Annotated in this window: 25 protein-coding genes; 12 read left to right on the forward strand and 13 right to left on the reverse strand. The window is 57.5% G+C overall.

The window, feature by feature from the left end; all coding sequences use genetic code 11:
• Positions 1 to 237: 237 nt before the first annotated feature.
• From LCM31_RS06210 to LCM31_RS06220, 3 genes are all read left to right on the forward strand, one after another.
• A complete protein-coding gene (locus LCM31_RS06210) occupies positions 238 to 651 on the forward strand; it encodes a DUF1330 domain-containing protein (protein ID WP_224868443.1) in 414 nt (137 codons plus the stop codon).
• Between the two features lie 467 nt (positions 652 to 1118).
• Positions 1119 to 1940, forward strand: coding sequence for a zinc metalloprotease (locus LCM31_RS06215; RefSeq protein WP_224868445.1), 822 nt, complete (start codon positions 1119 to 1121; stop codon positions 1938 to 1940).
• Between the two features lie 42 nt (positions 1941 to 1982).
• Positions 1983 to 2384: a hypothetical protein gene (locus LCM31_RS06220; protein WP_224868447.1), complete on the forward strand. Its 402-nt coding sequence runs from the start codon at positions 1983 to 1985 to the stop codon at positions 2382 to 2384.
• A 146-nt stretch (positions 2385 to 2530) separates the two neighbouring features.
• Here LCM31_RS06220 and oppF read toward each other — a convergent pair whose 3' ends face one another.
• The 5 genes from oppF to LCM31_RS06245 all read right to left on the reverse strand — a co-directional run bounded on the left by oppF (position 2531) and on the right by LCM31_RS06245 (position 8183).
• Entirely contained in the window at positions 2531 to 3538 is a 1008-nt protein-coding gene (gene oppF, locus LCM31_RS06225; RefSeq protein ID WP_224868449.1) for a murein tripeptide/oligopeptide ABC transporter ATP binding protein OppF, read from the reverse strand.
• Complete coding sequence (gene oppD, locus LCM31_RS06230; RefSeq protein ID WP_224868450.1) at positions 3538 to 4515, reverse strand: oligopeptide ABC transporter ATP-binding protein OppD; 978 nt, start codon at positions 4513 to 4515, stop codon at positions 3538 to 3540. Before oppD ends, oppF begins: the two co-directional genes overlap by 1 nt.
• 11 nt (positions 4516 to 4526) lie before the next feature.
• Entirely contained in the window at positions 4527 to 5435 is a 909-nt protein-coding gene (gene oppC, locus LCM31_RS06235) for an oligopeptide ABC transporter permease OppC (protein WP_222230618.1), read from the reverse strand.
• 15 nt (positions 5436 to 5450) lie between these two features.
• Positions 5451 to 6374: an oligopeptide ABC transporter permease OppB gene (gene oppB / locus LCM31_RS06240; RefSeq protein WP_224868451.1), complete on the reverse strand. Its 924-nt coding sequence runs from the start codon at positions 6372 to 6374 to the stop codon at positions 5451 to 5453.
• Between the two features lie 132 nt (positions 6375 to 6506).
• The gene (locus LCM31_RS06245; protein ID WP_224868452.1) at positions 6507 to 8183 is read right to left on the reverse strand and encodes a peptide ABC transporter substrate-binding protein; all 1677 of its coding nucleotides are present in this window, start codon (positions 8181 to 8183) and stop codon (positions 6507 to 6509) included.
• Positions 8184 to 8600: 417 nt separating this feature from the next.
• Between LCM31_RS06245 and LCM31_RS06250 the strand changes: the two genes are divergently transcribed.
• On the forward strand, positions 8601 to 9104 hold the full coding sequence (locus LCM31_RS06250) for a YHS domain-containing (seleno)protein (RefSeq protein ID WP_224868453.1): 504 nt from the start codon (positions 8601 to 8603) through the stop codon (positions 9102 to 9104).
• 105 nt (positions 9105 to 9209) lie between these two features.
• Here LCM31_RS06250 and LCM31_RS06255 read toward each other — a convergent pair whose 3' ends face one another.
• The 4 genes from LCM31_RS06255 to LCM31_RS06270 form a co-directional block, all read right to left on the reverse strand.
• Positions 9210 to 9458, reverse strand: a complete 249-nt coding sequence (locus tag LCM31_RS06255; protein ID WP_224868454.1) for a DUF6482 family protein — start codon at positions 9456 to 9458, stop codon at positions 9210 to 9212.
• Positions 9459 to 9617: 159 nt separating this feature from the next.
• A complete protein-coding gene (nhaA, locus tag LCM31_RS06260; RefSeq protein WP_224868455.1) occupies positions 9618 to 10853 on the reverse strand; it encodes a Na+/H+ antiporter NhaA in 1236 nt (411 codons plus the stop codon).
• 108 nt (positions 10854 to 10961) lie between these two features.
• Entirely contained in the window at positions 10962 to 11903 is a 942-nt protein-coding gene (locus LCM31_RS06265; protein ID WP_224868456.1) for a sodium-dependent bicarbonate transport family permease, read from the reverse strand.
• Complete coding sequence (locus LCM31_RS06270; protein ID WP_224868457.1) at positions 11904 to 12137, reverse strand: hypothetical protein; 234 nt, start codon at positions 12135 to 12137, stop codon at positions 11904 to 11906. It abuts the gene before it with no gap.
• Positions 12138 to 12295: 158 nt separating this feature from the next.
• Between LCM31_RS06270 and LCM31_RS06275 the strand changes: the two genes are divergently transcribed.
• From LCM31_RS06275 to LCM31_RS06290, 4 genes are all read left to right on the forward strand, one after another.
• A complete protein-coding gene (locus tag LCM31_RS06275) occupies positions 12296 to 13231 on the forward strand; it encodes a LysR family transcriptional regulator (protein ID WP_224868458.1) in 936 nt (311 codons plus the stop codon).
• 124 nt (positions 13232 to 13355) lie between these two features.
• Entirely contained in the window at positions 13356 to 15101 is a 1746-nt protein-coding gene (locus LCM31_RS06280; RefSeq protein WP_224868459.1) for a phytoene desaturase family protein, read from the forward strand.
• Positions 15102 to 15265: 164 nt separating this feature from the next.
• The gene (locus tag LCM31_RS06285; RefSeq protein ID WP_224868460.1) at positions 15266 to 15871 is read left to right on the forward strand and encodes a hypothetical protein; all 606 of its coding nucleotides are present in this window, start codon (positions 15266 to 15268) and stop codon (positions 15869 to 15871) included.
• Positions 15871 to 18324 (forward strand): zinc metalloprotease, encoded by a 2454-nt coding sequence (locus LCM31_RS06290; protein WP_224868461.1) that lies wholly within the window; start codon positions 15871 to 15873, stop codon positions 18322 to 18324. The genes LCM31_RS06285 and LCM31_RS06290 overlap by 1 nt, the downstream gene beginning before the upstream one ends.
• A gap of 242 nt (positions 18325 to 18566) precedes the next feature.
• Here LCM31_RS06290 and LCM31_RS06295 read toward each other — a convergent pair whose 3' ends face one another.
• The 4 genes from LCM31_RS06295 to LCM31_RS06310 form a co-directional block, all read right to left on the reverse strand.
• Positions 18567 to 19670, reverse strand: coding sequence for an NADH:flavin oxidoreductase (locus LCM31_RS06295; protein ID WP_224868462.1), 1104 nt, complete (start codon positions 19668 to 19670; stop codon positions 18567 to 18569).
• 51 nt (positions 19671 to 19721) lie between these two features.
• On the reverse strand, positions 19722 to 20465 hold the full coding sequence (locus tag LCM31_RS06300) for an SDR family NAD(P)-dependent oxidoreductase (protein WP_222231341.1): 744 nt from the start codon (positions 20463 to 20465) through the stop codon (positions 19722 to 19724).
• Positions 20466 to 20495: 30 nt separating this feature from the next.
• The gene (locus tag LCM31_RS06305; protein WP_224868463.1) at positions 20496 to 22169 is read right to left on the reverse strand and encodes a sulfatase-like hydrolase/transferase; all 1674 of its coding nucleotides are present in this window, start codon (positions 22167 to 22169) and stop codon (positions 20496 to 20498) included.
• A 75-nt stretch (positions 22170 to 22244) separates the two neighbouring features.
• Complete coding sequence (locus LCM31_RS06310) at positions 22245 to 22841, reverse strand: hypothetical protein (protein ID WP_224868464.1); 597 nt, start codon at positions 22839 to 22841, stop codon at positions 22245 to 22247.
• A 171-nt stretch (positions 22842 to 23012) separates the two neighbouring features.
• Between LCM31_RS06310 and LCM31_RS06315 the strand changes: the two genes are divergently transcribed.
• The 4 genes from LCM31_RS06315 to LCM31_RS06330 all read left to right on the forward strand — a co-directional run bounded on the left by LCM31_RS06315 (position 23013) and on the right by LCM31_RS06330 (position 26977).
• Complete coding sequence (locus tag LCM31_RS06315) at positions 23013 to 24017, forward strand: NADP-dependent oxidoreductase (protein WP_224868465.1); 1005 nt, start codon at positions 23013 to 23015, stop codon at positions 24015 to 24017.
• 24 nt (positions 24018 to 24041) lie between these two features.
• On the forward strand, positions 24042 to 24983 hold the full coding sequence (locus LCM31_RS06320) for a haloalkane dehalogenase (protein ID WP_224868466.1): 942 nt from the start codon (positions 24042 to 24044) through the stop codon (positions 24981 to 24983).
• 64 nt (positions 24984 to 25047) lie between these two features.
• Positions 25048 to 25857 carry an SDR family oxidoreductase gene (locus tag LCM31_RS06325; protein WP_224868467.1) on the forward strand — a complete coding sequence of 270 codons (810 nt, stop codon included), beginning with the start codon at positions 25048 to 25050 and terminating at the stop codon, positions 25855 to 25857.
• Between the two features lie 61 nt (positions 25858 to 25918).
• Positions 25919 to 26977: a glutathione S-transferase N-terminal domain-containing protein gene (locus tag LCM31_RS06330; protein ID WP_224868468.1), complete on the forward strand. Its 1059-nt coding sequence runs from the start codon at positions 25919 to 25921 to the stop codon at positions 26975 to 26977.
• Positions 26978 to 26990: the final 13 nt, after the last annotated feature.

A 26990-nucleotide genomic window follows, 5' to 3' on the forward strand; every position in this document is an offset into this window, starting at 1 on the left:
TCGTCGAGAATCTGCATGTGTTCCTCTTCAGTTTCCAGAACCGCACCCGTTCAGCATGGGGCAACTGGAATACACGATGGTGGGGGTCGTCTTGTGGTGCTGAACATAAGACGCTTTTGGATTCAATTACTGCGCCAGATTGTCGCAGGATTGTTTTCATCTTTCCCGCATCCAAGCATCGACAACGTGCGTCTAACTATCCGATATGATCCATTCGTAGTAAATCGAGAGAAACCAATGATGATTCGAGTAGCGCTAGTGGCCACTTTATTCACTGTCCTGTCGGGCTGTGTGTCGATCAATGTGACGGATAGCGGCCAGAGTGGCTATAGCAATAGCTGTAACCGCACGGCTTATCTGGTGCACAGTGGCACATTACGCAGTGAAGGCGCTCTGGCCAGTTATCGGGCAGCTTACGCCGAGGAAGTGGAAGATTATGATGGCCTGGTACTGACGCAGCAATCACCCAGTACAGTAGTGCACGGTGCCCAGTCAGGCGCGGAAGTTCTCATGCTGACGCGCTTCCCTTGTGAGAGTCGTGCAAAAGACTTCTGGCGAAGCCAAACCAATGCCGAGCTGGCTGTGCTCCGCGATCAGGCTGGTGACTTTATGGTAGCCATCTACGAACGTGGTCTACACGTCAATTTCTAGGCAGCCTTTCAGTGTCGTTTGACACTGTAAAATGACAACCGCTAAGCACGGCCGCGCCATTGATGGCGCGGCCGTTTTTTATCTCGTCGTAACTCTTTCGTGCACAGAAACCGGATACAGTGGATACGCGACCAAATAACGAGAACTTTTAATTGGCACTAAAGTGCCTATTGCTGTGCTGTCGATTTTTTTGTAGCGAAGAAAGAAAGGTCCTAGTGATCCCTGTTTTGAAAACGGTGCCAAAATAAAGGATTTAACGCCGTTATTATAACCGTATGCACTAGTTCTATTGACTTTAGTTTGGTTAAGAGACGAAGGTTGGTTCGGTCTGAAGAGGTATCCACTCGAATAATAAAGTTAAGGTCAGGGTTATGAAAAAAACCGCTCTCTCAGTATCAATCAAAACAGTTCTGTCTCTATGTCTGTTAGCGTCACCGGGTGTCGCACTTGCGCAAAGCGGTGCTGCCATGGACAACGCAAACAATAATGCCAAGTTCAAGCGCTGCGGCACCAAGCATCCCTCAATCCAAGAGGCAGCTCTGAAGGAGCAGCACTTTACTGCCATGCGGGGCAAACCGGGTGGTGGAGATGACGGCGGTTATACACCGCGTCCGGCTGGTTCGGTGAGTGTCGATGTCCATTTTCATGTAATCACTGACAGTTCCAATAATGGCGCGCTCTCCAGTGGTGAAATCAACTCGCAGATGGCCGTGCTCAACGATGCCTACGCCGGCACGCCGTTTACATTCAACCTGGTCGCGACCACGGTGACTGCGAACAATGCTTGGTACAATGTCGGGTATAACACGTCTGCGGAACAGCAGATGAAAACTGCTCTGCGTCAGGGCGATGCCGGCACGCTGAATATCTACGCGGCGAATATTGGCGATGGTCTGCTTGGATGGGCTACCTTCCCGAGCAGCTATGCGTCTGCTCCATTGGATGACGGCGTGGTGATTCTAACGGACTCAATGCCTGGCGGCGATGCGGCCCCATACAATGAAGGGGATACACTGACTCATGAAGTCGGGCACTGGCTGGGCCTGTACCACACTTTTCAGGGTGGGTGCTCCGGAAGTGGGGATTATGTTGCCGATACACCTGCGGAAAAATCGCCAGCATACGGGTGTCCGGTAGGGCGCGATTCCTGTACAAAAGGTAAAAACGCAGCTGGACTGGATCCGATCACAAACTTCATGGATTACACTGACGACAGCTGTATGTATGAATTTTCTGAAGGCCAGTCGGCACGTGCCGATGAGCAAAGTAATACCTACCGCGGTCTGTAATGGTTATACGGGGGGCTAACACCCCCCGCTATACTGCTACCTATGAATACCATCTACCATTTCATTTTCGTGTGCATGCTCAGCCTCTTGGGCTCTTCGGAAGTGGCGGCGCAACGGCTCGCCGTGCCCGAATACGTTACCTGTGACAGGAATCAGCTGACCTCCTGGCAGGGCGAAATAACGCGAGTAAATCGCAAGGGAAATAGTGTCGATCTCGCGATCGAAACTGATTACGGTACCAGTGAGTCTATGACAATGGCCGGGGCAAGCTGGGAAGAAGTTATTGCTCAGTTTCGCCTTGCAGGGCGCCCCTTCACGGCTGACGACTGGAGTCAGCTCTTCGACACAGAAGGTAATCACCGGCGCGGATTGCGCGCGATTATCTGGTTGTGCCAGGCTGATGATCAGCCGCCGATCGTAAACTGGCAGCTTCCAGGTCGTTGAAGGCTTGCAATCATTTATGCGATAGAAAAAAGCCCGGACACATTAATGTTCGGGCTTTTTTATAGCTGGCCTAGCTACTCTGCAGTTTATTGGTGCGCAAGTTTACCCAGCCATTTTTACAGGCATGGCTCCAGCTAATTTTTGAATCAGCCGGCCTGCAAAGCATCCAGGCGCAAACAGGCACTCTGGTGCTCTGCGCTGCCACTCAGTGCCGGCACCTGTTCGGCACAGACTGCATCGGCATGGGGGCAGCGCGTGCGGAACACACAGCCACTGGGCGGGTTGATAGGGGATGGCAACTCGCCTTCCAGCAGCTGGATATCTTTGCCCTTCTCGACCTCCGGGTCCGGAATCGGCACCGCCGACATCAGGGCCTGGGTGTACGGGTGCTGGGGATCGGCGAACAGCGCGTCCGCAGTACCCACTTCCACGGCATTACCCAGGTACATCACCACCACGCGGTCGGAGATGTGTTTTACCACCGACAGGTCGTGGGCGATAAAGATCAACGACAGGTTCATCTCCCGCTGTAACTGCTTCAGCAGATTGACCACCTGCGCCTGAATAGAAACGTCCAGCGCGGATACCGGCTCATCACAGATGATCAGCTTCGGCTCCAGGATCAGCGCGCGGGCAATGCCGATACGCTGGCACTGGCCGCCGGAGAATTCGTGGGGGTAGCGGTTGACCAGATTGGGCAGTAGGCCCACCTTCATCATCATCGCTTGTACGCGGTCGCTGACTTCCTGTTTGGGGATATCCGGGCGCAGGGTGCGCAGGGGTTCGGCAATAATGTCGCCGATGGTCATACGCGGGTTCAGGGAGGCCAGTGGATCCTGGAAGATCATCTGGATATCCGAGCGGGTCGCGCGCAGCGCCTTGTCGTCCAGCTCGGTGAGGTCCTGTCCCAGCCACAGCACGTTGCCGTCGGTGGCCTTGATCAGGCCGATGATTGCCCGTGCCAGGGTGGACTTGCCGCAGCCGGATTCACCCACCACGCCCAGGGTTTCACCCGCATACAGTTGCAGGTCTACACCATTCACCGCTTTCAGGTTGGCTGGTTTAGTCCAGGGCCAGGCATTTTCTTTCTTGATCTGGAAATGCACTTTCAGGTCCTGCACATCCAGCAGCAATTCTTTTTCTGCAACAGTCATTAGCTGGCCTCCAGAATCTGATTGGCATCTGCATGGCAGGCACGCAGGCGTTCGGCATCAAAATTGTGCAGTGCCGGCGCCTCCTGGCGGCAGCGGTCCTGCACCCAGTGGCAGCGTTCCTGGAACGGGCAGCCGGCAGGGAGGCTTAACAGGTTAGGTGGGTTGCCGGGAATGGTCGGCAGTTCCTCGCCGACGCTGTCCAGCCGTGGAATGGCTTTGAGTAGGCCTTCGCTATAGGGGTGGGTCGGGCGATAAAAAATATCGTCCGCGCTGCCGTATTCCATGGTGCGGCCGGCGTACATCACCAGTACCTTGTCGCAAGCGCCGGCAACAACGCCCAAGTCATGGGTGATCATGATAATGGCGGTGTTGAAGTCGCGCTTCAGTTCGTTCAGCAGCGCCAGGATCTGCGCCTGTACGGTAACGTCCAGAGCCGTGGTGGGCTCGTCGGCAATCAGCAGTTCCGGGCTGCACAGCAGCGCCATCGCAATCATCACGCGCTGGCGCATACCACCGGAGAATTCGTGTGGGTACATGTTGAGGCGCTTTTGCGCTTCAGGAATTTTTACCGCATCCAGCATGCGCACTGCTTCCGCGAGCGCTTCTTTCTTGCTCATGCCCTTGTGCTTCACCAGCACCTCGGCCAGCTGATTCCCCACTTTCATATAGGGGTTCAGGGAGGTCATTGGGTCCTGGAAAATCATCGCGATTTTTTCTGCGCGAATCTTGTTGAGTTCGCGCTCCGGTAAGCCGAGGATTTCCTGCCCCTTGAACTTGGCGCTGCCGCTAACGATGCCATTCTTGGCCAGCAAACCCATCATGGAAAACACGGTCTGGGTTTTACCCGAGCCGGACTCGCCAACAATGCCCAGGGTTTCACCGGCGTTCAGGGAAAAGTTCAGGTTGTTGACGGCGGTTACCGCCCCTTCCGGCGTGGTGAATTCCACGCGCAGGTCTTTCACATTCAATAAAGTCATGGCGCAGCTCCTTAGCGATCTTTCGGGTCCAGCGCATCGCGCAGGCCGTCGCCGATAAAGTTAAAACAGAACAGGGTGGTGACCATAAATACGGCCGGCACAATCAATTGCCACAGGGCAATTTCCATGGTCTGCGCGCCTTCGTTCAACAGCGAGCCCCAGGAGGTCATCGGCTCCTGTACACCCAGGCCGAGGAAGCTGAGGAAAGATTCAAACAGGATCATCTGCGGGACCAGCAGAGTTGCATACACCGCAACAATGCCGAGCACGTTGGGCACGATGTGTCGGGTGATCATCGCCCACTTGGAAACACCGTACACGGTGGCCGCTTCGACAAATTCCTTGCCCTTGATGCTCAGGGTCTGCCCGCGCACGATACGCGCCATATCCAGCCAGCTCACTGCACCAATGGCGATAAAGATCAGCAGGATGTTGCGACCGAAGAATGTCACCAGCAGGATGACGAAGAACATAAACGGGAAGGAGTAAAGGATTTCCAGGGTGCGCATCATCACGCGGTCGGTACGGCCGCCAACAAAACCGGCAGTGGCGCCGTACAGGGTGCCGATCAATACCGCCACCAGTGCACCCATTACGCCGACCATCAGCGAGATACGCCCGCCCATGGCGGTGCGCACAAACAAGTCGCGACCGAGGGAGTCGGTACCGAAGAAATGGCCACTGGCCACCGACGGTGCCGCGTGCATTGCACCCCAGTCCACCTCGTCAAACGCGAATTGGCTGAGCATTGGCCCGGCAAAAACAAACAGGGTGATAAACCCGAGGATCACCAGGCTGGTGAGCGCGGCACGGTTATTGAAAAAACGACGGCGGGCGTCGTCCCACAAGCTGCGGCCCTTGACCTCCAGCTGTTCGGAAAAGTTTTCGACCGCTTCTTTATTGGCTGTTGTGGATAACATCTCGTAAGCCTCTGGTTATGCGTAGCGGATTTTGGGGTCGACCACCGCGTACAAAATGTCGACGATGGCATTAAAGGTAATGGTCAGGGCGCCAACCAGAATGGTCAGCCCGAGCACCATGGAGTAATCGCGGTTCAGGGCGCCGTTTACAAACAGCTGGCCGATACCGGGTAAACCGAAAATGGTTTCGATCACTACCGAGCCGGTAATAATTCCCACCAGCGCCGGGCCGAGGTAGGAAAGTACCGGTAGGATTGCCGGACGCAAGGCGTGGCGTACGATGATGTAGGGGGTGGACAGGCCCTTGGACTTGGCGGTGCGAATAAAGTTGGCGTTCAGCACCTCGATCATGCTGCCGCGCATAATTCGCGAGATGGAGGCGATGTAGTACAGGGACATACCGATCACAGGCAAGACCACATAAGGTGTCGCGCCGTTATGCCAGCCGCCCGCGGGTAACCAGTCGAGCCCGATGGCGAAAATCAGCACAAGTAGCGGTGCCAGTACAAAACTGGGGATCACCACCCCGGCCATGGCGCCGGTCATGATGGTGTAGTCGAGCCAGGTATTCTGGCGCAGGGCGGCGATGGTGCCGAAGGTAACCCCGAAGGTCACCGCCACGATAAACGCCAGCAGGCCGATTTTCAGGGAAACCGGAAAGGCCTGCGCAACCAGCTCGTTTACCGTGAAGTCCTTGTATTTAAATGAGGGCCCCAGGTCGCCCTGCAGCAGGCCACCGAGGTAACTGAAATATTGTTCGTGCACCGGTTTGTCGAAACCGTACTTGGCTTCGATATTTGCCATCACTTCTGGGGTCATGGCAATTTCGGCGGAGAAGGGATTTCCCGGCGCAAAGCGCATCAGGAAAAAAGAGACGGTAATCAGAATAAACAGCGTGGGAATGGCTTCCAGCACGCGCTTGGCGATAAATCTCAACATAAGCGTCTTCTGTTATAGCTTTAGTTTGGAACCTACTTGTTCTGAAGCGCTTCCATACCTCTTGGGAACTTTGGGTCCCCCTGGAATTGAAAAAGCCCGGGAACCACAACGGGTTCCCGGGCTTTGTATCAATTAGTGCTCGATGATCCACATGTCCTTGGAGTAGTAGTTATCCAGTGGGTCCGGCGCGTAGCCTCCAACGTGCCGTTTAACCATATGCTGGGTAACGTACTGATAGATGGGTGCGATTGGCATATCTTCGGCAAGGATCTCTTCCGCCTGTGCGTAGTATTCCGCACGCTTGTTGAGATCCAGTTCCTTGGCACTTTTCGCAAACAACTCATCGTACTTAGGATTGCTGTACTTTGAGTAATTACTGCCGCCGTCGGTCAGCAACAGTTTCAGCATGGTGGACGGCTCGTTGTAGTCGCCAATCCAGCCCGCGCGGGCAATATCAAAGTCGGTATTGGCGCGCGTGTCCAGATAGGTTTTCCACTCCTGGTTTTCCAAGGTGACATCCACATGGCCCAGAGTCTGCTTCCACATGGCGGTGATCGCTACCGCAACCTTTTTGTGGTTGTCGTTGGTGTTGTAGAGCACGCTGAACTTGAGCGGGTTTTGTGCGTTGTAGCCGGCTTCCGCGAGCAGCTCCTTGGCCTTGGCCACGCGTTCGGCCTGGGTCTTCTGACTCCACGAAGTGGCCGGCGCATCAAAGCCAGTTACGATACCCGGGGTCAGGTGGAATGATGGCTTCTCGCCACGGCCCATCACCTTGTTCGCCATGATTTCGCGGTCGATGGCATAGGCCAGTGCGCGGCGCACGCGAGAATCGTTGAACGGCGGCTGGGTGGTGTTGAATTCGTAATAGTAGGTGCCGATATAGGGTGCTGTTCGTACCTCATCAGCACGCTCTTTACGCAGACGATTGATATGTTCAATAGGCACTTCGAAAGTGAAATCAATCTCGCCGGCTTCATAGCGTTTCAGTTCCGCATTGGGAGAAGCAATCGGCAAGCTACGCACTTTTTCCAGCTTCACATTGTCAGCATCCCAGTAGTGTTCATTTTTTACATATTCGATGCGTTCATTCACCACCCACTCGGTCAGCCGGAAGGCGCCGTTGCCGACAAAGTTACCGACGCGGGTCCACTGGTCGCCGTATTGCTCAACGGTACCTTTGTGAACCGGCGAGGTGGAGGCGTGCACCAGCATGGAAACGAAGTAGGGAACCGGTGCTTCGAGAGAAACCTTGAAGGTATTTGCGTCTACCGCTTCTACACCGAGGTTTTCCGGTGGTTGCTTGCCATCGACAATATCCTGAGCATTTTTCACCTTACCGGCGGCTAGGTACCAGGCGTACTTGGACGCGGTTTTTGGATCCAGGATTCGTTGCCATGAATAGACAAAATCTTCCGCGGTGACAGGGTCACCATTCGACCACTTGGCGCTTTCGCGGATCTTGAAGAAGTAATGCTGGTTGTCGGTGGTCTCCCAGCTCTCGGCTACACCCGGGCGCACACCGCCGTCGGCAGATGCGATTACCAGAGTCTCCATCAGGTCGCGTAAGATAGCCGACTCGGGAGTGCCGGAGATCTTGTGGGGGTCGAGGGTCTCAGGTTCAGAACCGCCGCCGCGCACCAGAGTCTGGTCGGCTGCCAGCTTGGTTGGGTCCAGTTTGACCGCAGTTTGCTTGCTGGTTTCGGAGCTGGGGTCGGAGGGTGCGCCGCAACCGCCGAGTGCGAGCAGTGCCGCCAGAAGCGGGCCAATATGCCAGGTACGGCTGCGTTTCAGCTGAAGGTGGGGAAGCATTATTCTTTCCTCAACGGTTCCTGTAGGAACCTGTGCTTATTTTGTGACTTTGGTTTATCGATTTATTAGTTGGTCAGAATTTATACATCAGACCGTCGCAAAAAGTTCCGCGTTACCCACAGAAAATACCGGTCTTGTCATTCAATTGCTAGGTATAGCAAAAGGTGGCGACTCGCGCCGAGCGGATTTCGTGGGTTATACGTTCTCCTGCTACAAGGTGGGCAGAAGAATGGACGATTGTGATACTCCCAGTGGCGCAGCAAGCCTTCATGTCACCGCAACTTTCCGCGGGCACACCAACAAACCCGCGGTTACCCCCTACCCAGTGCCGGCTTTTCCCGTACACTCGAAGCGGGTGATCTAGTTACGTACCCAAAGCCTATAAAAATACTTTGAACACATACTCAAGGATGTTTTATGTTGCTACGTACCGCTCTCGCCGCACTATTAGGGTTCATTTCCACATTTGCGCTGGCCGAGGACAGCCAGCCCCAAGCGAGCCCTGTCCAATCAGCGGCTATCTCCGCCGACAAGAATGTCTATTCTCACTTCTTCCGTGATGCCCTCAAGGGCGCCGACGTTGTTGCCTATTACAGCCTTAAACCTGGTGAAAAAGCGGTAAAAGGCTCCGCCAGTATCACCTATGACTGGGGCGATGTGACCTGGCGCTTTGCCACACGAGAAAACCGCAATCTGTTCGCGGCAGACCCTGCAAAGTACGTGCCCGCTTACGGCGGTCACTGTGCCTACGCCATGTCCAAGGGTTTTGAGGCACCACCGCGCCCGGACAGCTGGGTCATCATCGATGGCAAGCTGTACCTGAACAACAATGCAAAATCGTTCGAGATCTGGGAAAGGGATACCGGAGGTAATATCAGCAAGGCCAACGAGAACTGGGTAGAAATCAACAGCGCAGAGTGAACTCGTTCAGCAAAAGCACGCAGCTAAGGCTCAGCCTCGTGCTTTTGCTGTAGGAAGATCGCTTATCCAGTGGTGTCCCTGCTATGGAGTGCGCGCTGCGGATGATTAGCTCCAGTGCAGCTGTACCCGGAGTGGACCCGTATCGTCCCCCAGTCCACACATTTCCTCGTAGGGTGTGCGTTGCTCCAGCCACACTTCATCGTATGCGCGGGGATTGAGGTAATCCTTGATTTCCTCGAGGCAATGGAACTGCTTGGGCCTTCTATTGCGGTCCTCCAGCGGGTGAACACCGTTCTCATCAATGGTGTTTACCAGATACGTCTGTCCTTCCAGCGAGATGATCTGCAGATTCATATTGCCTCCCTCGGCGGCTCAGTCGATATGGCGAGCTGCACTTACACAGTTAAAGCTTAATGTGGCGAGTCAGGCACAAACAGGTCGCTGCAATGGTCATTCCCTGCCGCTTGTTTATGCCTGACGTTGCGGTCCAGCAACCTCCTTAAGTTTGTACGATTACGCTTTGCCAGCGGATGATGCCTGGAAAATTCCGGCGCGCTGTTCGTTACGGCTGCTCCCTTCTTCCGAAGGTTTGCGGCAGGCGTAATAGAGCACCGCGATACCGGCAAACGCCGACAGGAAGGACCCGAGCAACACACCCACTTTTACATTTTCCTGGTAGGCCGGTGGGTACCCTTCAAACGCCAGGGTGCCGATAAACAGGCTCATGGTGAAGCCGACACCACACAGTAGCGCGACGCCGTATACATGGAGCCAGTTGGCGCCAGCGGGCAGGCGGGCGAGACCGCTCTTAACGGTCAGCCATGTGGTGGAAAAGATCCCCACCTGGTTACCGAAAAATAATCCGAGGGCGATGCCAAGGGTGACCGGGTTCAGCAAACGCTCGATGGAAAAACCGCTCAGGGAGACACCGGCATTGGCGAAGGCAAAAACCGGCAGGATCATTAACGTCACCCAGGGCAGCAACCCGTGCTCCATACGATGCAGCGGCACACGGGGCTTGGCGCGGTTGACCCGCAGCGGGATAAACCAGGCGGTAAGGAAGCCTGCGAGCGTCGCGTGCACACCGGATTTCAGCACCGCGATCCAGATGATGATGCCGATCAGTACATAGGGGGCGAGATTCGTAACACGCGCCCGGTTCAGCATAAACAGTGCCGCGAAACCTGCGGATGCGACGCCCAGTGACACCATGGACAGGTCGCTGCTGTAAAACAGCGCGATAATCAGGATGGCACCGATGTCATCAAAAATAGCGACGGACAGCAGAAACAGCTTCAGGCTGACCGGCAGGCGCTTGCCAAACAGGGTGAATACCCCGATGGCAAAGGCGATATCGGTTGCCGAGGGCACCGCCCAGCCGCGCATGGTTTCCGGGTTATCAAAATTAATTGCGGTATAGATGAGTGCCGGGAATGCCATGCCTGCAATGGCCGCGAGGCCGGGCAATATCACCTGATCCTTGGAAGAAAGGTGGCCTTCCAGCACTTCGCGCTTTATTTCCAGGCCTACCAGGAGAAAGAACAGCGCCATGAGTCCGTCGTTGACCCACAGCAACAGCGGTTTCTGGATCGCGAAGTCGCCAAAAATGACGGCAACGGTGGTGTTCAGCCCGTCGAAATAAAACCCCTGCAATGCGGAGTTCGCCAGCAGCATGGCGATGACGGCGGCGGATACCAGCAGTATCCCGCCGAATGATTCGTGTTCAATAAGTTTTCGTACAGCAGTCATTGCTGCGTGTCCTCCATGATCGCCCCGGGCGCACACACACGCTCGGGGCTCATCGCGTTATTTTTCCAGACAGAGGCGCGTTGATTCTGCGCGTTATTGTGTGATCGCTTACGCGAACAGCGTGTGTATATACGTTGCGAGCGAGAGATAGATTGGTATCCCGATCAATACGTTGAACGGGAAAGTGATCGCCAGCGATGCGGTCAGTGGCAGGCTCAGGTTCGCCTTTGGCAGGGCGACGCCCAGGGCTGCCGGCGCCGCGATATACGACGCACTGGCACCGAGCGTTGCCAGCAGCGCGACGCCACCGGTGGAGAAGTCCATGCTCACTGCGAGCAGACCACCGACGGTCGCGCCGATGAGCGGCATGACGATGGCAAAGCTGGTGAGGAAGGCACCGTTGCGCACCACCTCCGGGAAGTAGCGGGCCGCCTGGCAACCCATATACAGCAGGAACAGGGCCAGTGCGCCATGGAACGCGGTGGTAAACATCGACATGACCTTGGCACTACCCTCCACGCCAGCAAGCCAACCAATCAGCAGGCCGCCGAGCAACAATACGCAGCCCTGGTTTAGCAGCAGGGTGCGCCAGTTGAGTGCGGATGCCTCGGCGCCGCGGCGGGTGGCCAGGTAGATACCAAGAGCGATGGCCGGTACCTCAAGAAGCACCACGAACAGCGGGAAGTAGGCCTCGTATGCAATGCCACGGCTCTCCAGCAGTGCGACCGCGACGGCGAAGGTGCCGACGCTAACGGAGCCATAATGCGCAGCCGTTGCGGCGGCGTCCGTGCGGTCCCACTGCCCAAATTTGCGCAGGATGGGGTAGGCGATAAACGGCAGAATCAGGCCCAGCAGTAATACCACCAGTGCCTGGGGAATGAGCGTCGCACTGGCATGTTCACTCAAGGCAACGCCACCCTTCAGGCCAATTGCCAGCAGCAGGAACAGGGTCAGGCCCTGGTACAGTCCGCGGGGAAAGTCGATGCGGCCGCCAATCAGGGTGGCGGCCATACCGAACAGGAAGAAAGCGACAACAATATCGATGGCCATTTAGCGCGCACCTTCACTGGCCGTCGCGGCGCTGGAGAGATTGGGCAGTCGCGCCGGCAGTGCGCGGGCACGCTTGACCAGTGGGACAATTAGGTCGGCGAGGTTGAGCAGGCACAGGCCGACCCCGACCGCTGCCAGCGCCCACCCGGTAATACCGGCAGTGGCGAGTGCGGTGCCAAGTCCGAGGACCGTGGCGCCGCAGAAAAGACCAAACATCCGTTGCTGTTTTTGCATGTTGCTTACCCTTTAGTTGGTTGATTCACCCTGTGAGAGGTGTGTCTGATACTGAATTGGCGGTAAGTATGTGGGCTGTAATACATAAACAAAAATAGATATTATCTAATGTTTGATTAGATATTTATCTATACATCTGGACCGAGGGAATTGCTTCGATGAGTCGATTGCACGCTCGCGTGGGGACAATCCGCCAGCTGGAGATCCTGTGCGCACTCAAGGATCACGGCAGCGTAATGGCTGCCGCCAAAGCCCTGCACCTTACCCAGCCAACGGTATCCATGCAGTTACGTAAGCTGGCGGAAGCGGTGGAGATGCCGCTGTATTTCCAAGTCGGGCGGCAGATCCAGCTGACCGATGCGGGTCTCGCCGTGGTCGCCAGTGCGCGGGAAATCCTCTCGTGCTTTGAACGCCTGGATATGAACCTCACCAAGATGCGCGGGCTGACCGCCGGTACCTTGCGCATCGCCGTGGTCACCACCGCCAAGTACTTTATCCCGCACCTGATTGGCGATTTCTGCCAGCTGTATCCGGATATCAACGTGGAACTGAAGGTGGGCAACCGCGAGCAAATCTCCCAGCGTATGGCCGAGGGCATCGACGACTTCTGTGTGTTCAGTCATCCACCCAAGAAGACGGAATACCTGCTCACGGAATTCCTGCCCAACAACTTGGTGGCGATTGCCCCCCGCGGGCATGCGCTGAGCCAGGCCGGGCGTATACCACTGGAGGAATTCGCCCGCGCACCGGTACTGATGCGCGAGCAGGGCTCCGGCACCCGCTATGCCATCGAACGCCACATGGAAAAGCACAACTGCGATCTGAATATTCGCATGACCATTGAGAGCAATGAGGCCGTCAAGCATATGGTGATGTCGGGCATGGGCGTGTCGATTCTGTCTGAGCACGCCCTGAGCGTCGGTGATTCGTCCGGCCTGGTGGTGCTCGATGTGGAAGAGCTACCGATCAAAACCAACTGGTTTCTGGTGCGCTCGCGCAGCCGGCCAATTTCCCCGGTCGCAGAGGCGCTACTCGACTTCGTCAAGCAGGAGGACCGGCTCGCGCAGCTGACGACGATGCTGCCGCGGGGATGACCATTCGCATGTAATTGGCCAAGGAGGCTGATAGAAAGCAGCCATTGCAGCGGGGGGTGGCAATGACTAAGGTGGGGGACGAATAACTATAATCAGACAGAGGTCCACTGCCGTGGAAACAACTGTGGAACGCCAGAAAACCGAGACCCAAAAATCTGCCCCTGGGTCCAAATCCGAGCCGACATCCAAGTCCGCGCCCACGCCCAGCCGCTTGCGCATCGGCCGGCGCTATCGTCCCAGTCGCCTCGACGGCCCCTACGATGCCATCATTATTGGCTCCGGCATTGGTGGGCTGACCACCGGCACACTGCTGAGCGCGACCGGCAAAAAGGTGCTGGTACTGGAACAACATTACACCGCCGGCGGTATGACACACGCCTATGACCGCAACGGTTACGAATGGGACGTTGGGGTGCACTACATTGGCGATGTGGGCGACCGCCCCTCCATGAGTCGCCACCTCTACGATTTTCTCTCCGCCGGCGCCCTCAAGTGGGCACCGATGGATCCCGCCTACGACCGAATTATTCACGGCGACAAACGATCCGACCTGGTTGCCGGCCGCGAGGCGTTTATTCAGGAGCTGCTCAAGCGCTTCCCCAAGGAAGAAGACGCGCTGCGTGAATATCTCAAACGCCTGGCGGAAGCCAACCGCTTTATGCCGATGCTGGTAACGGAAAAGGTGCTGCCGCGCTGGTGCGGGCCAATGATGCGTGCGCTGCGCCGCTGGCGGTTACCCGATTACGTATTTAAAACCACCCGCGAGGTCTTGCTGGAACTCACCGACAACGAAGAGTTGATTGCGGTGCTGACTGGCCAGTGGGGTGACAACGGCATGCCGCCGTCTGAAAGCAGCTTTGTGATTCACGCAATGATTGCCCGTCATTACCTGCACGGTGCCTATTATCCGGTGGGGGGTTCCAGCCGAATTGCCGAAACGATTATTCCGCAAATCCAGTCCACCGGCGGCGAGGTGTTTACCTACGCAGAAGTGGAAACCATTCTGCTGGACGGCAACCGCGCCCGCGGCGTGCGCATGAAAGACGGTACCGAAATCGAAGCGTCCATCGTTATTTCCGGTGCCGGTGTATTCAATACCTTCGAACAACTGCTGCCGCACAGCGCGTCCGAGCGCGCCGGCTACGACCACGATCTTAAGTCGGTGGAGCCTTCCATGTCCCACCTGTGCCTGTATATCGGCCTGCAGCACACCGCCGAGGACTTGGGACTGCCAAAGACTAACTACTGGGTCTACAGCAGCGCAGAATACGATCGCGACGTAAAAGCCTTTGTGGAAGATATGGAAGCGGATTTCCCCCTCGCTTATATCTCATTCCCCTCGGCAAAAGACCCGGACTTCCTGCGCCGCTACCCCGGGCGCGCCACCATCGAAATCGTCACTCCGGCGCGCTACGAATGGTTCAAGCAGTGGGAAGGGGAGACCTGGGGCAAGCGCGGTGAAGAATACGAGGCGCTAAAAGAAAAATTCAGCCGACGCATGCTTGAGAAACTTTTCACCCACTTCCCACACCTGCGCGACAAGATCGACTACTACGAACTGTCCACACCGCTATCCACAAAACACTTCTGTGCGTACGGCACCGGCGAGATCTATGGCCTGCAACACGGGCCGTCGCGCTGGCAGCAGAGCTGGTTGCGACCAAAAACACGCATCAAAGGTTTGTATCTTACCGGGCAGGACATTGTTAGCTGTGGCGTTGGCGGCGCCATGTTTGGGGGTGTAATCACTGCCCAGAGTATCCTCGGCTTACGCCGCGGCTTGCCGTTGCTACGCAAGGTGTTTTCTGGGAAAAAAGGAACCTTCCCTAGTCCCGCCCTTTCTGTGAATGAAATCACAACAAAAATGTAAACTCGATTACCCGTAAGGTAACACACTGTCACATTCGCCCCGTTTTCCGGGGCGCGTCCACTCTTCCCTTCTCGCTTGTGGTTAATTAACCGGGTAACCGTACTACCGGACAAATTTTTTGTTCGGTTATTCCGATAAAAATAACCACCTTTCGGGGAACACTTATGCAAATAGGGAAACTCTTCTCGCGCATTTCCTGGTTGGCGGCGTTTGTCGCAGCGCTTGCGCTGTCGACCACTGCGCATGCCATGAAACTCAAAAACCAGAACCTCAAGGAGCTCGTCGTTGCATCCGACAGCATCCTTATGGGTAACGTCACCAAAGTAACCGACGGCTTCCAGGACGGTCTCCCGTTCACCGAAGTCACCATTCGCGTTGGTAGCGATGCAAAAAAGAAAGTTGCAGAAGACAGCGAATACACCTTTCGTCAGTTTGGTTTGCTGAAGCCGCGCTCCATGGGTAATGGCAAGGTCTACCTCGGTGTTACCCCGGAAGGTTTCGCCAAGTGGAATGAAGGTGAGCAGGTTGTTGCCTTCATGTACAAAAAAGCGGGCGTGACCGGTTTCCAGACCACCGCGGGTATGGCGCAGGGTAAATTCGTAATTACCGAAGACAAAGCGGCGAACGCGTTCAACAACTTTGGCCTGTTCAATGATATGGACACCGTGGGCATGACCGCAGAAGAGCAGAACATGCTTACCAATCCGGGTGCTGTCAGCTCCGCTGTATTTATGGGTTACGTTGGCAAACTGGTAGAGGAGACGAAGTAATGAAATTGAAAAAACTGAATCTCGCTATCGGTCTCGCGGTTGTTGCGGCAGGCGCTCAGGCCGGTGGCCCGCTCTACATTCACGAACCGACCATGCAGCCGTACAAGTGGGATACCAGCAAAGGTGATATCCCCGTATACACCGACGGCGGTCCGATGACGCCGACCAAAGATGGCGGCGAAGCCCAGGCCTTTACCGTGGACTATGACGGTACCGTGTTCCTGAGTATCGACCAGGCCAATGCGATTACCGCAAAAGCCGTTGCCGAATGGTCCAATGTAGAAACGTCCACCCTGCGCATGAGTATCCAGGGCACCATTGAAGAACAGACCGGTATTGCCGACGTTAACGAAACCAATGTCGGCCAGATTTACGCTACAGAAAATGGTTACGGTTTCTGGGTGAACTACGACACCGACGGACAAATTCTCGAGCAGTATTTCGGTGTGCCGAAAAGTGCCGTACTGGGTATCGCATTCCCGGAATGGGCCGACGAAGAGACCGGTGAAATTACCGAAGCCACCGCGCTGATGAACGGCTGGTTTGTGGATGTGAACGATACCAATGGCGAAATGGTCGCGGGCGTGTTCACCCACGAATTTGGCCACGCGATTAATATGTCGCACTCGCAGGCTAACGGACACTTTAGCTACATGGCTGCCGGTTATCGTCCTTACTACGATGGTGTTCCTGGCTGTAGCAACGTCAACCAGTACACCGGTTGGCCGAAGCCGGCCGCTGACACCATCGAAACCATGTTCCCGTTCATTAACGTGCGCGGCGAACAGGGTCGCCAGCAGGCGATGATCAGTGTGCGCGACGACATCGTAAATATTTCGGACCTGTATCCAACCGATGCCTACAAAACGCAGTACGGCTCCATCACCGGTACCCTGTACCTGAAGGACGGTTCCACCGAGTACTCGGGCATCAACATGGTAGCGCGTAACCTCGATGACCCGATGTACGACGTGATTACCCAGCAGTCTGGTAACCAGACCCAGGGCCTGGTTGGTCCGGATGGCAAGTTCACCATCAACGGTCTGCAGCCGGGTGCGCGCTACGTACTGTATACCGACACCATCAAGGCGGGCGGCTACCCCACGCGTCAGACTGCGATCGTTTCCGAAGCCGAATACTGGAACGAAGGTGAGAGCAGCAACCCAGCGCACGATGCTGCCTGTGATGTGACGCCGATCGTACTGCAGGCCGGTGAATCCAAGCAGGTCGAAATGTACTTCAACGGCTATGAAGATGGTATCCAGTACACACCACTAGTCGAAGCGTTCGTCACCGATATGGCCAAAAACGGCCAGCGCTCGCTGGGTACCGTGGGTGGCGGAATTCCGTTTATCTACGACGCGGTACAGGAAAGCTTCGAGCTGCATCCCGAAGTGAGCCTGCGCTCCAGCGGCGGCCAGATGAACAAGAACGCCACCAAGGCGGCGGTGACCGCGGACCTGGACGGTAACGGCATTAAAAACCCAGCAATCTGGGATCTTTCCAGCCACAAACTCACGCCTATGCAGGACCTGACCGGTGACAGCTGTGGCGGCGGTAGCAGCGCTGGTGTGCAGAGCGCCACGGTGTGGGATATGGACGACACCGGCGACACAATTGTTGGCCTGGCCTACAAAGATGTCGATGCGGATGGCTCCTGTCAGCGCAGTGGTGTGGGCGAGATTGTTCCGGTGAAGTGGAACAAGCACGGTGAAATCGAAGAACTTTCTTACGATCTGCCTGGCTACGTGCAGTGGGTACGTGCCGACCGCATTTCCGGTTCCGGCCACGTCATCACCGGCTCCAGCACCTACAAGCAGGTTGCCTGGATCGATGGCCAGTTCCGCGATCTGTTCACCGAGTTTGGCGCTCGCAACTCAACCGCCATGAACCACGACGGTAGCGTTGTTGCACTGGATACCGACACCGGCGTCAAGCTGTGGAATACCAAGACCGACGCGCTGGAAGATATTGGTGGCCTGACCTGGTGTGAGGATATGGACTACAACCATTTCTTCCTCGGCAACCTGTGTACCAACCCACGTTTCGGGCCTGAGTTTGTACAGAGCGTCTTTGGTCCGATCCGCGTGATGCCCACCGATATGAACGAAGACGGTACCGTGCTGGTTGGCCGTGCTGGCTCCTTCTTCACCGGCTTTATTGGCGCGGTGTACCTGAAGGACGTTGGCTGGATCAATACCCGTGACTTCTTCAACAAGCAGGGTGTGGTGGAAGCTTCCCAGTGGCCGGCGGATAACCCGCTCGCGCTGAGCGGCAAGGGTGACCAGATGATGGCTAACCTGGCTGGTGCGACCATCACCTTCGCTGTGGATATGGAAACTGCTTTTGTGTGTGACGGTGGTGAAGATCGCGAAGTGAAGTTCCCCAATCAGCTGATTGCTGAAATAAAGGACGGCGCAGAGTTTGGTCGCTGCGCGCATCTAAACGACTAAGTTTCAGCTAACTTCCAAATAAAAAAAGCCCGCCGAATGGCGGGCTGAATTTGTTTGGCATGGAATCAAGCTGAAACATGTGTACGGATGTACAATTTTTATATGCTGCAGCAGTCTCAAGATTCTGTGGCTGGGCGGGCGATAGCAATGTAGTTTTTTGTCGATTGCGTCGAGCTCGCCGGTAGAGGGCCCTGCTGTTGTCAGGGCCCTCTTTCTTTCGGGTATTCGTTTACCCTGCAGCCTCAGGTCAGGCGGCCGAGTGATTCGCCGTTAAAAGACTGCAATTCGTCGAGACGCCCATCGCGGACTTTGTTGGCCCACTGTGGGTCCTGCAGCAGGGCGCGGCCTACGGCCACCAGATCGAACTCGCCGCGCTCGAGTCGCGTCAGCAAATCGTCGATGGCGCGGGTCTCGGAAGACTGCCCGGCAAAGGCACCAAAGAAATCCCCATCCAGGCTCACCGAGCCCACGGTCACGGTGGGCTTGCCGGTGAGTTCTTTGGTCCAGCCGGCCAGGTTGAGGTCCGACCCTTCAAATTCCGGTTCCCAGTAGCGGCGCTGGGAGCAGTGGAACAGGTCCACGCCCGCATCCGCCAGTGGTGCGAGAAAATCGTGCAGCTCCTGCGGCGTTTGTGCCAGGCGCGCGGTGTAGTCCTGCTGCTTCCATTGAGAGTAACGCAGCATGATGGGGAAGTCTGGGCCGGTGGCCGCGCGCACCGCCTTGATGATTTCCACCGCAAACTGCCCGCGCTTGGCCATGCTGCCGCCCCAGGCATCGCTGCGCTGGTTGGTGCCTTCCCAGAAGAACTGGTCGATGAGGTAGCCGTGTGCACCGTGGAGCTCGACGCCGTCAAATCCCAGCTTCTGCGCGTCGGCAGCCGCCTCGGCAAAGGCCTCGATCACGCGCTCGATGTGCGCGGTGGTCATGGGCTCGGCAATTTGCTTGCCCGGTTTTAGCAGCCCTGACGGGCCGGCGCTCGGCAGCTCCGGGTTGGCCGACTTGCGCGCGTCCCGCGCGGTGCCCACATGCCACAGCTGCGGGAAAATTTTGCCAGCGGCAGCGTGCACATCCTCCACCACTTTTTTCCAGCCGGCGAGCGCGGCTTCACCGTGAAATTCCGGCACGCGCTGGCTGAGGCTGGCGACCGGGTCGTTGACCGTGGTGCCCTCGGTAATGATCAGTCCGGTGCCGCCTTCGGCGCGGCGGCGGTAGTAGCCGGCCACATCGTCACCGGGTATGCCGCCCGGGGAAAAATCACGGGTCATCGGCGCCATTGCCACACGGTTTTGCAGGGTCAGGCTCTTCACACTGAAGGGGGTAAACAGGGGGTTGCTCCGTTCGCTCATGGTTATTACTTCTCTGGGGATCTACTAATTTGGGGTAAGCGCCGTGCCGGATTAGAGGCACTGGCCGTCGTCGAGTGCCAGTACCTGGCCGGTTAAAAATTCCTGGTCCGGTTCGCACAGGTACAGGATGGCCTTGTCCAGATCGGAGGGCTTGCCCACACGGCGGCGCGGCATAAACGCGGTTACCGCCTGGCCGGCGGGGCTGTCAAAGTATTCGGCATTGAGTTCGGTGCGGATATAGCCCGGTGCCAGTGCGTTTACGCAAATGCCCTTGTTGATCCACTCGCGGGCAAATTGCTGGGTCAGGCGGGCGATGGCGGCCTTGGTGGTGCCGTACACGGTATGTCCCGGCATTGCCTTGCGGTCAGAGACGGAGCCCACATTCACAATGCGGCCCTGGATGCCATTGGCGATCCAGCGGCGGGCGAATTCGGTACAGAGGAAATACGGGGCCTTGAGGTTCAGGTCCACTACGAAATCGAAATCTTCCGGGGTCATGTCTACGGCTTTCTTGCTCACCGAGCTGCCGGCGTTGTTGACCAGGCAGGTGATGGGGCCGACGACGGCCTCCGCCTTGTCGATGGCACCGGCGAGGGCGCCCAGGTCGGTGACATCCAGTTCCAGCGGATAGGCCTTGCCGCCGGCCGCTTCAATTTCTGCACACAGGGTTTGCAGTTGCTCCAGGCGCCGCGCGGCGGCAACCACGGTATAGCCGTTGGCGGCCAGAGTGCGGCAGAACTGTGCGCCGAGGCCGGAGGAGCCTCCGGTCACCAGTACGGTTTTGTTGTTACTCATGGTCAAGCTTCCAAATTTTCCAGTGCGTGTTTAGTTGGGCCAGTACAGGTAGGTGTCACCGGCCTCGGTAACTTCGTTGGTGGTCTTGTCGATCAGGATTGGCGCTTGCAATGCGCTGGGCCATGCCGGCGGTACCTGTTCGGCGTTGTGTGCCGCAAGTAGCGCCTCCAGTTCGGCGACTTTCTCCGGCTGTTCCGCGCTCAGGTCACGCTGCTCGGTGGGGTCGGCCGCGAGGTGGAACAGGAACTTCTGCGGGCCGGCACCGGGCTTGTCCGGTTGCGCGGCGCGGATTAGTTTCCAGCCCTCGGAAAGCACGCTCTGCTGGTGGCCCTGGCGCCAGAACAGTGGGCGCTGCAGGTTTGCGTCGACCTCGCCGCGCATGGTCGGCAGCAGGTCGATGCCGTCGAGCTTGCGGTCGTCGGGTACCGGAGCGCCTGCGGCGGCGGCGATGGTTTGGAACAGGTCAATGTGATGTGCCGGTTCGGTGACGGTGCCGCCCGCGGGAATTTGTGCCGGCCAGCGCATCAGGAAGGGTACATGGGTCCCGCCCTCGAAGTGCGACAGCTTCCAGCCGCGATAGGGCTTGTTCAGGTCCGGCAGGCCAAGGTAGCCGGCGCCGCCGTTGTCGCTGGAAAAAATTACCAGGGTGTTGTCGCTGAGGCCGTGCTTTTCCAGTGCGGCGTTGATCTTGGCTACGCTGCGATCGAGGGCGCGGATCATCCCCGCGTAGACCCGCAGGCGGTGATCCTTGATGTGAGACAGCGCTTCGTAATCCGCGCGCGACGCCTGCAGCGGGTTGTGCACGCCCCAGTGGGCCAGGTACAGGAAGAAGGGCTGGTTGCGGTTGGCTTCGATCACCTTGACCGCCTCGCGGGTGTAGTAATCGGTGAGGTAGCCTTCCGGGGCAAAGGGCTCGCTGCCGTTGAACTGTGCTGCGTAGGTGCCGGTCGCCCAGATCATATTGTCGATACCATCGCCGTGCACCCGCGCATTCACCACCTCTGGGTGGTCGGCGGGCTGGTACAAGGTGCCTTTCATATACAGGCTATCGTCAAAGCCCTGTTCTTCCGGGCGCATGCCGTTACCGGTGCCCAGGTGCCACTTGCCGATATGGGCGGTGTAGTAGCCCTGTTGCTTGAGCGCCTCGGCGATGGTGACTTCCTCTGCCGGCATCCCCAGCTCTTCCATGGGTGGCAGCGAGGCGGTTACGTCCAGGTCCACCAGCACCGGTGGATCGCTCGGCTCCAGATCTTCCATCCATTGGAAAATCCGCGGTCCCAGCTTGAAGATCGGGGTGTACTCGAAACCGAAGCGGCTGGAGTAGCGCCCGGTCATCAGGCTGGCGCGGGAGGGTGCGCAGATGGCGTTGGCGGCATAGCCGTTGGTGAACTGGGTGCCCGCGGCCGCGAGGCTGTCGATGGAGGGCGTCTGCAGGCTGCCATCAGCGGCGCCGCCATTGGTGAGGGAGATGTCATTGAAGCCCAGGTCGTCGGCGAGAATCAGGATGATGTTGGGCGGTCGCTCTGCCGGTGACTGTGTGGCCACCTCTGGCCCCTGCTGCCAGTTCACCGGCTGGTTGGGGGCAACGGGGGTGCGCAGCTCGGTGAGTTTGGGGGCCGCCCACAGCAGCAGGTCGAGTCGATTCTGCCAGCCGACATAGCCGGCGGCCACGAGCAGGGCAAGGGTAATGGCGAGTTTCTTCATGGGCGGTCCGTGGTCGTTTTTTTGTTCTGTATTTCGGTTTTGTGCTTTCTCGGGCGGGCGCCTTCAGGCCCAGAATTAAAGTGCGTTGATGTAGAGCGCGATCGTGGCCAACAGGGCAATCAGCAGTGGTACCAGAACGCGCGGGCCACCGGCCAGTGACCAGGGCGCCGCGGGAAAGGCGATGGTGCGGGCCAGCGCGTCGAGCTTGAGCCCGTGATGCTCGCTACCGAGGGTCTCGAGCATCACCTCTGCAAAGTCCGTGCGGCTGCGGTAGCGCACCAGAAAGGCCACGCCCCAATCCCGCTCCGGGGCCACATTGACACTTTCGATCTTGCCGGAGGCAGCGGTAGCCATTGCTACCGGGTGGCCGGCGCGCCGGAGCAGGCGCCCCAGGAAAATCTTCGAGTATGCGGTCAGCTTTTTGCGGGATTCTGCGCGCGGCTGCTTGAGTTCCAGCAGGTTGACCATCACAAAATCTTTGCCGTCGTCCCGCTCCAGAAACTGCAAAATATTGGACCGCTGGAACGCGGGTATGTCCGTTTTTTCCATGGCTAATTTAAGGCGCTCGCGCAATTCCGGCGCTACGCGCTTGCCAAAGCCCACATACCAGTAATGGAACAGGCCATAAGTGAGCAGTGCGCCGCCAATAATCCAGACTGCATGTGAACCCATACTCAACCCCTGTGCAATATGCCGGCGGGAATGCCTGCTAATCTGTTCGATTCGGTCAATCTATTGAATTGACACTAATTATGACAATAGGGGAAACTGGCCTCACAAGTCAATGCAAAGTCGGCGCGGGCCCACACCCGCCAGCCGCAACCCGGACAAGAGGCATTTCCAATGAATGAGCAGGTAACACAGGTGCGATTCGCCAAGCCCGCCACCGGCCTACCAACGGCGGAAACCTGGGCGTTCAGTCACGACCCGCTGCCCGAGCCAAAGGAAGGCGAGGTCTCGATCCGGCTCCACTATCTATCCATCGATCCGGCCATGAAAGGCTGGATTACCAACAAGCGCAGCTATATCGAATCGGTACCGCAGGGTGAGGTGATGCGCGGCTTCGGGGTCGGTGAGGTAATCGCTTCGCGCACGGACTATTTCCAGGTTGGGGATTTCTGTACCGGCTTTACCGGTATCCAGACCCACGCCACCCTGGATGGCAGGACACTGCGCAAAGTCGACCCGCAACTGGCGCCGCTGAGCCGCTATATGGGCGGCCTGGGGATGACCGGCTTTACCGGCTATTTTGGCCTGCTGGATATTGGCAAGCCGCAAGCGGGCGAGACGGTGGTCGTGTCGTCTGCAGCCGGCGCGGTTGGCCATGTGGTGTGCCAGATTGCACGTCTCAAGGGTTGCCGTGTGGTGGGTGTTGCCGGCGGGCCGGACAAGTGCCGCTATCTACGCGAGGAGTTGGAGCTGGACGCGGTGATCGATTATCGCGCGGGCAGTCTCGGCGCGGCCCTGAGCGCGGCCGCTCCCGACGGTATCGACGTCTACTTTGACGGTGTGGGTGGCGAAACCCTGGATGCGGTGCTCGCGCGTATTAACCGGCATGCACGCATTGTGTTGTGCGGTGCGGTATCCCAGTACGGGCAGCTGGAAAATATGGTGGGGCCGGGCAATTACATGCAGCTGATCGCTCAGAGCGGATTGATGCAGGGTTTCACCATGCGCGATTATCTCAAGCAAATGCCTGCGGCGTTTGTGGAGCTGCTGACCTGGGAGAAGCAGGGAAAGCTCAAGTTCCGTGAGCATATTGTCGAGGGTATCGAGCAGTTCCCACAGGCGGTGGACATGCTCTACCGCGGTGAAAACCACGGCAAGCTGATGCTGAAGCTGGTGTGACAAAAAATACGCGAGATTGAAATAATGATGGACATACTGCGCACGCCCGACGAGTGCTTCGAAAACCTGCCGGGCTATGGCTTTGCGCCGCACTACACCACCATCCTCGACGACGATGGAACGGAAATTCGTATTCACCACGTGGATGAAGGGCCGCGGGATGCTGAACCGATCCTGCTGATGCACGGCAACCCTTCCTGGGCCTACCTGTACCGCAAAATGATACCGGGGCTGCTGCAGAGCGGGCGCCGGGTTATTGCCGTGGACCTGGTAGGTTGTGGGCGCAGCGACAAGCCCGCACGCAAGCAGTATTACACCCTCGCACGGCACATGGACTGGATGAAAAAATGGCTGCTCGCCAACGACCTGCGCAACATTACCCTGTTCTGTCAGGACTGGGGTGGCACCATCGGTCTGCACCTGGTGGCCAAATTCCCAGAGCGTTTTGATCGCGTCATTGCCAGTAATACTGGCGTGCCCACCGGCAAGGGCGGCAACCGCTACCTGGATATCTGGCTGGCCGTGATGCGCTGGATGCCGTCCTTCCCGTGGAAAATCGCCTTTAAGAACACAATCCAGTGCGAAGAGTTCAATCAGGCGAAGTTCGATGCCTACCGCAAGGCACCCTTCCCGGCGCGCCGTTACCAAGCCGGTATATTGCAGTTTCCGCAGCTTATTGCGATCCATCCGGATAACCCGGGAGTACCGCTGAATAAGGAAACCTGGGCCGGCCTGAAACAATTTCACAAGCCCTTCCTGACCCTGTTTGGCAATCGTGACCCGGTCTCCCGCGGTTTTGAAAAAACATTGCAGAAACATGTGCCGGGCGCCCGCGGCCAGGCGCACAAGATCATCCGTGGCGGTGGCCACTTTATCCAGGAAGATAAACCGGAGGAACTGGTGGCGGAGATACTGCCGTTCCTCGAAGTGCACCAGTCCACCGAGGCCGCAAGCGATCCCGCGTAGTGCCAGGCGCAGATGGGTTGCCCAAAAAATAGAAAAGTAAAAAATAGAATAATCGAGTAAAAGTATGCCCAGCACGAATAAGAATACATTCGCCGAGCGCCGCATTGCGATTACCGGCGCGTCCGGCGGCCTCGGCCGCGAACTGGCACTGTGCTTTGCCCGCAATGGCTGGCGCGTCGCCGTGGCGGATGTGCGTGAGGCGGAAGGCGAAGCGGTGGTAGGGGAGCTCAAAACCCTCGGCGCAGAGGCCTTCTATCAGCACTGCGACGTGCGCCAGGAAACCGACTTTGAAACCCTGCTGGGCGCCTGCCAGCAGCACTGGGGCGGCGTGGATGTGCTGGTGAATAATGCCGGCGTTGCCAGTGCCGGGCGCATCGAGAAAGAACCCATCGACAATTGGCTGCGTTTGCTGGACATCAACACCCTGGGGGTGGTGCGCGGTTGCAAGGTGTTTGCACCGGCACTGAAGGCCCAGGGCGGTGGCCAGCTTGTGAATATTGCGTCGATCGCGGGCATCGCCTCGGTGCCAAAAATGAGTAGCTATAACGCCAGCAAGGCGGCGGTGGTCAGCTTGTCGGAAACCCTGCGTGCGGAACTATCCCCTGACGGTATTGGTGTGACCGTGGTTTGCCCGCATCTGTTCCGCACCGGGCTACTGGACTCCATGGTAAACAACAATGACCGCACCAAGGCCGGCATTGGCAAAACCATGGATGCTTCACCGCTGTCCGCCGCGGATATTGCGCAGATGATCTACCGCGCAGTATACAAAAATACGTTTATGCTGTTGCCGCACCGGTCGACGCATTGGGTCTGGTGGCTGAAGCGCCTGTCGCCTTCGCTGGATCGCTGGCTGTCGGCGCGCTTGGCCTGATTCTGCGGCAGTGGTTTGGTCTGTGGGACGTTACTGATATAGGAAACCTTGGAGAAAGCGAGTGAGTAACATCGACCCGATCCAGATATTCGGCCACATTGGCTCGCCCTACAGTCGCAAGATGGTGGCGCTGATGCGTTACCGGCAGATTCCCTACCGGGTGACCTGGGGGGACCCCCGCGAGGCATTGCAATCTTTAGGGGTGGCGGTGCCCAAGCCCGCCCTGTTACCGGTACTGTTGTTGCCGGGTGACGATGAGCAGCCTCACCCTCAGCCAGAGGCGCTCTGTGACTCTACCCCCTTGATTCGCCGTCTTGAGCATCTGTATTCAGACCGGTCCGTGTTGCCGCAGGACCCGGCGCTGGCGTTTATCGATTACCTGCTCGAGGACTATGCCGATGAGTGGGTAACCAAGTTTATGTTTCACTACCGTTGGCACTTTGCCGCCGATGCCGGTCACGCGGGTAACCTGCTTCCGCTGGGTTACTCGGTGAGCCTGCCGGATGCCATGTTGCAGCAGATGAAAACAATGCTGTCCGAGCGCCAGATCGGCCGCCTTGGGGTAGTGGGCTCCAGCGAACAGACCGCACCGGTAATCGAGGCCAGCTACCGCCGCTTCCTGCAGGTAATGGACGCGCATTTGGCCAGCCAGCCGTATATGCTCGGTTCAAGGCCAGGTGCTGGCGACTTCGCCTTGTACGGCCAGCTCACGCAGCTGGTGAGTGTAGACCCAACGCCGCGACACATCGCCCTTGAATTGGCTCCCCGGGTCGTTGCCTGGACCAGCCTGATGGAAGACCAGAGTGGCCTCGACCTTGCCGGTGCACAGTGGAACGACCCCGCGGACCTTCCACCGACCTTGCGCCCGTTGTTGAATGAAATTGGCCGCACCTATGTGCCGGCACAGCTCGCCAATGAAGCTGCCCTCCGGGCTGGTCAAAATACCTGGGAATGCGAGATCGACGGTCAGCGCTGGGCCCAGTCTGCATTCCCATACCAGGCCAAGTGTCTGGGTTGGCTGCGCGAGGAGTTTACGCAGCTGGCGAAAGCCGACCAGCAGCGGGTGCTGGGAGTCCTGGATGGCACCGGTTGTGAGGCGTTACTCGATGGGTTTGTTTAAAAGAATGTGTATG

This window comes from Microbulbifer agarilyticus (assembly GCF_020171345.1).
Taxonomy (GTDB): domain Bacteria; phylum Pseudomonadota; class Gammaproteobacteria; order Pseudomonadales; family Cellvibrionaceae; genus Microbulbifer; species Microbulbifer agarilyticus_D.

Coding starts and splice junctions, on each gene's coding strand:
- LCM31_RS06220 (WP_224868447.1), top strand. CDS start 1,983: ATGAATACCATCTACCATTTCATTTTCGTGTGCATGCTCAGCCTCTTG.
- LCM31_RS06300 (WP_222231341.1), bottom strand. CDS start 20,465: ATGAGTAACAACAAAACCGTACTGGTGACCGGAGGCTCCTCCGGCCTC.
- LCM31_RS06245 (WP_224868452.1), bottom strand. CDS start 8,183: ATGCTTCCCCACCTTCAGCTGAAACGCAGCCGTACCTGGCATATTGGC.
- LCM31_RS06255 (WP_224868454.1), bottom strand. CDS start 9,458: ATGAATCTGCAGATCATCTCGCTGGAAGGACAGACGTATCTGGTAAAC.
- oppD (WP_224868450.1), bottom strand. CDS start 4,515: ATGACTTTATTGAATGTGAAAGACCTGCGCGTGGAATTCACCACGCCG.
- LCM31_RS06290 (WP_224868461.1), top strand. CDS start 15,871: ATGAAATTGAAAAAACTGAATCTCGCTATCGGTCTCGCGGTTGTTGCG.
- oppB (WP_224868451.1), bottom strand. CDS start 6,374: ATGTTGAGATTTATCGCCAAGCGCGTGCTGGAAGCCATTCCCACGCTG.
- LCM31_RS06215 (WP_224868445.1), top strand. CDS start 1,119: ATGGACAACGCAAACAATAATGCCAAGTTCAAGCGCTGCGGCACCAAG.
- LCM31_RS06325 (WP_224868467.1), top strand. CDS start 25,048: ATGCCCAGCACGAATAAGAATACATTCGCCGAGCGCCGCATTGCGATT.
- LCM31_RS06315 (WP_224868465.1), top strand. CDS start 23,013: ATGAATGAGCAGGTAACACAGGTGCGATTCGCCAAGCCCGCCACCGGC.
- LCM31_RS06250 (WP_224868453.1), top strand. CDS start 8,601: ATGTTGCTACGTACCGCTCTCGCCGCACTATTAGGGTTCATTTCCACA.
- LCM31_RS06320 (WP_224868466.1), top strand. CDS start 24,042: ATGATGGACATACTGCGCACGCCCGACGAGTGCTTCGAAAACCTGCCG.
- nhaA (WP_224868455.1), bottom strand. CDS start 10,853: ATGACTGCTGTACGAAAACTTATTGAACACGAATCATTCGGCGGGATA.
- LCM31_RS06305 (WP_224868463.1), bottom strand. CDS start 22,169: ATGAAGAAACTCGCCATTACCCTTGCCCTGCTCGTGGCCGCCGGCTAT.
- LCM31_RS06270 (WP_224868457.1), bottom strand. CDS start 12,137: ATGCAAAAACAGCAACGGATGTTTGGTCTTTTCTGCGGCGCCACGGTC.
- LCM31_RS06265 (WP_224868456.1), bottom strand. CDS start 11,903: ATGGCCATCGATATTGTTGTCGCTTTCTTCCTGTTCGGTATGGCCGCC.
- LCM31_RS06310 (WP_224868464.1), bottom strand. CDS start 22,841: ATGGGTTCACATGCAGTCTGGATTATTGGCGGCGCACTGCTCACTTAT.
- oppF (WP_224868449.1), bottom strand. CDS start 3,538: ATGACTGTTGCAGAAAAAGAATTGCTGCTGGATGTGCAGGACCTGAAA.
- LCM31_RS06275 (WP_224868458.1), top strand. CDS start 12,296: ATGAGTCGATTGCACGCTCGCGTGGGGACAATCCGCCAGCTGGAGATC.
- oppC (WP_222230618.1), bottom strand. CDS start 5,435: ATGTTATCCACAACAGCCAATAAAGAAGCGGTCGAAAACTTTTCCGAA.
- LCM31_RS06210 (WP_224868443.1), top strand. CDS start 238: ATGATGATTCGAGTAGCGCTAGTGGCCACTTTATTCACTGTCCTGTCG.
- LCM31_RS06295 (WP_224868462.1), bottom strand. CDS start 19,670: ATGAGCGAACGGAGCAACCCCCTGTTTACCCCCTTCAGTGTGAAGAGC.
- LCM31_RS06285 (WP_224868460.1), top strand. CDS start 15,266: ATGCAAATAGGGAAACTCTTCTCGCGCATTTCCTGGTTGGCGGCGTTT.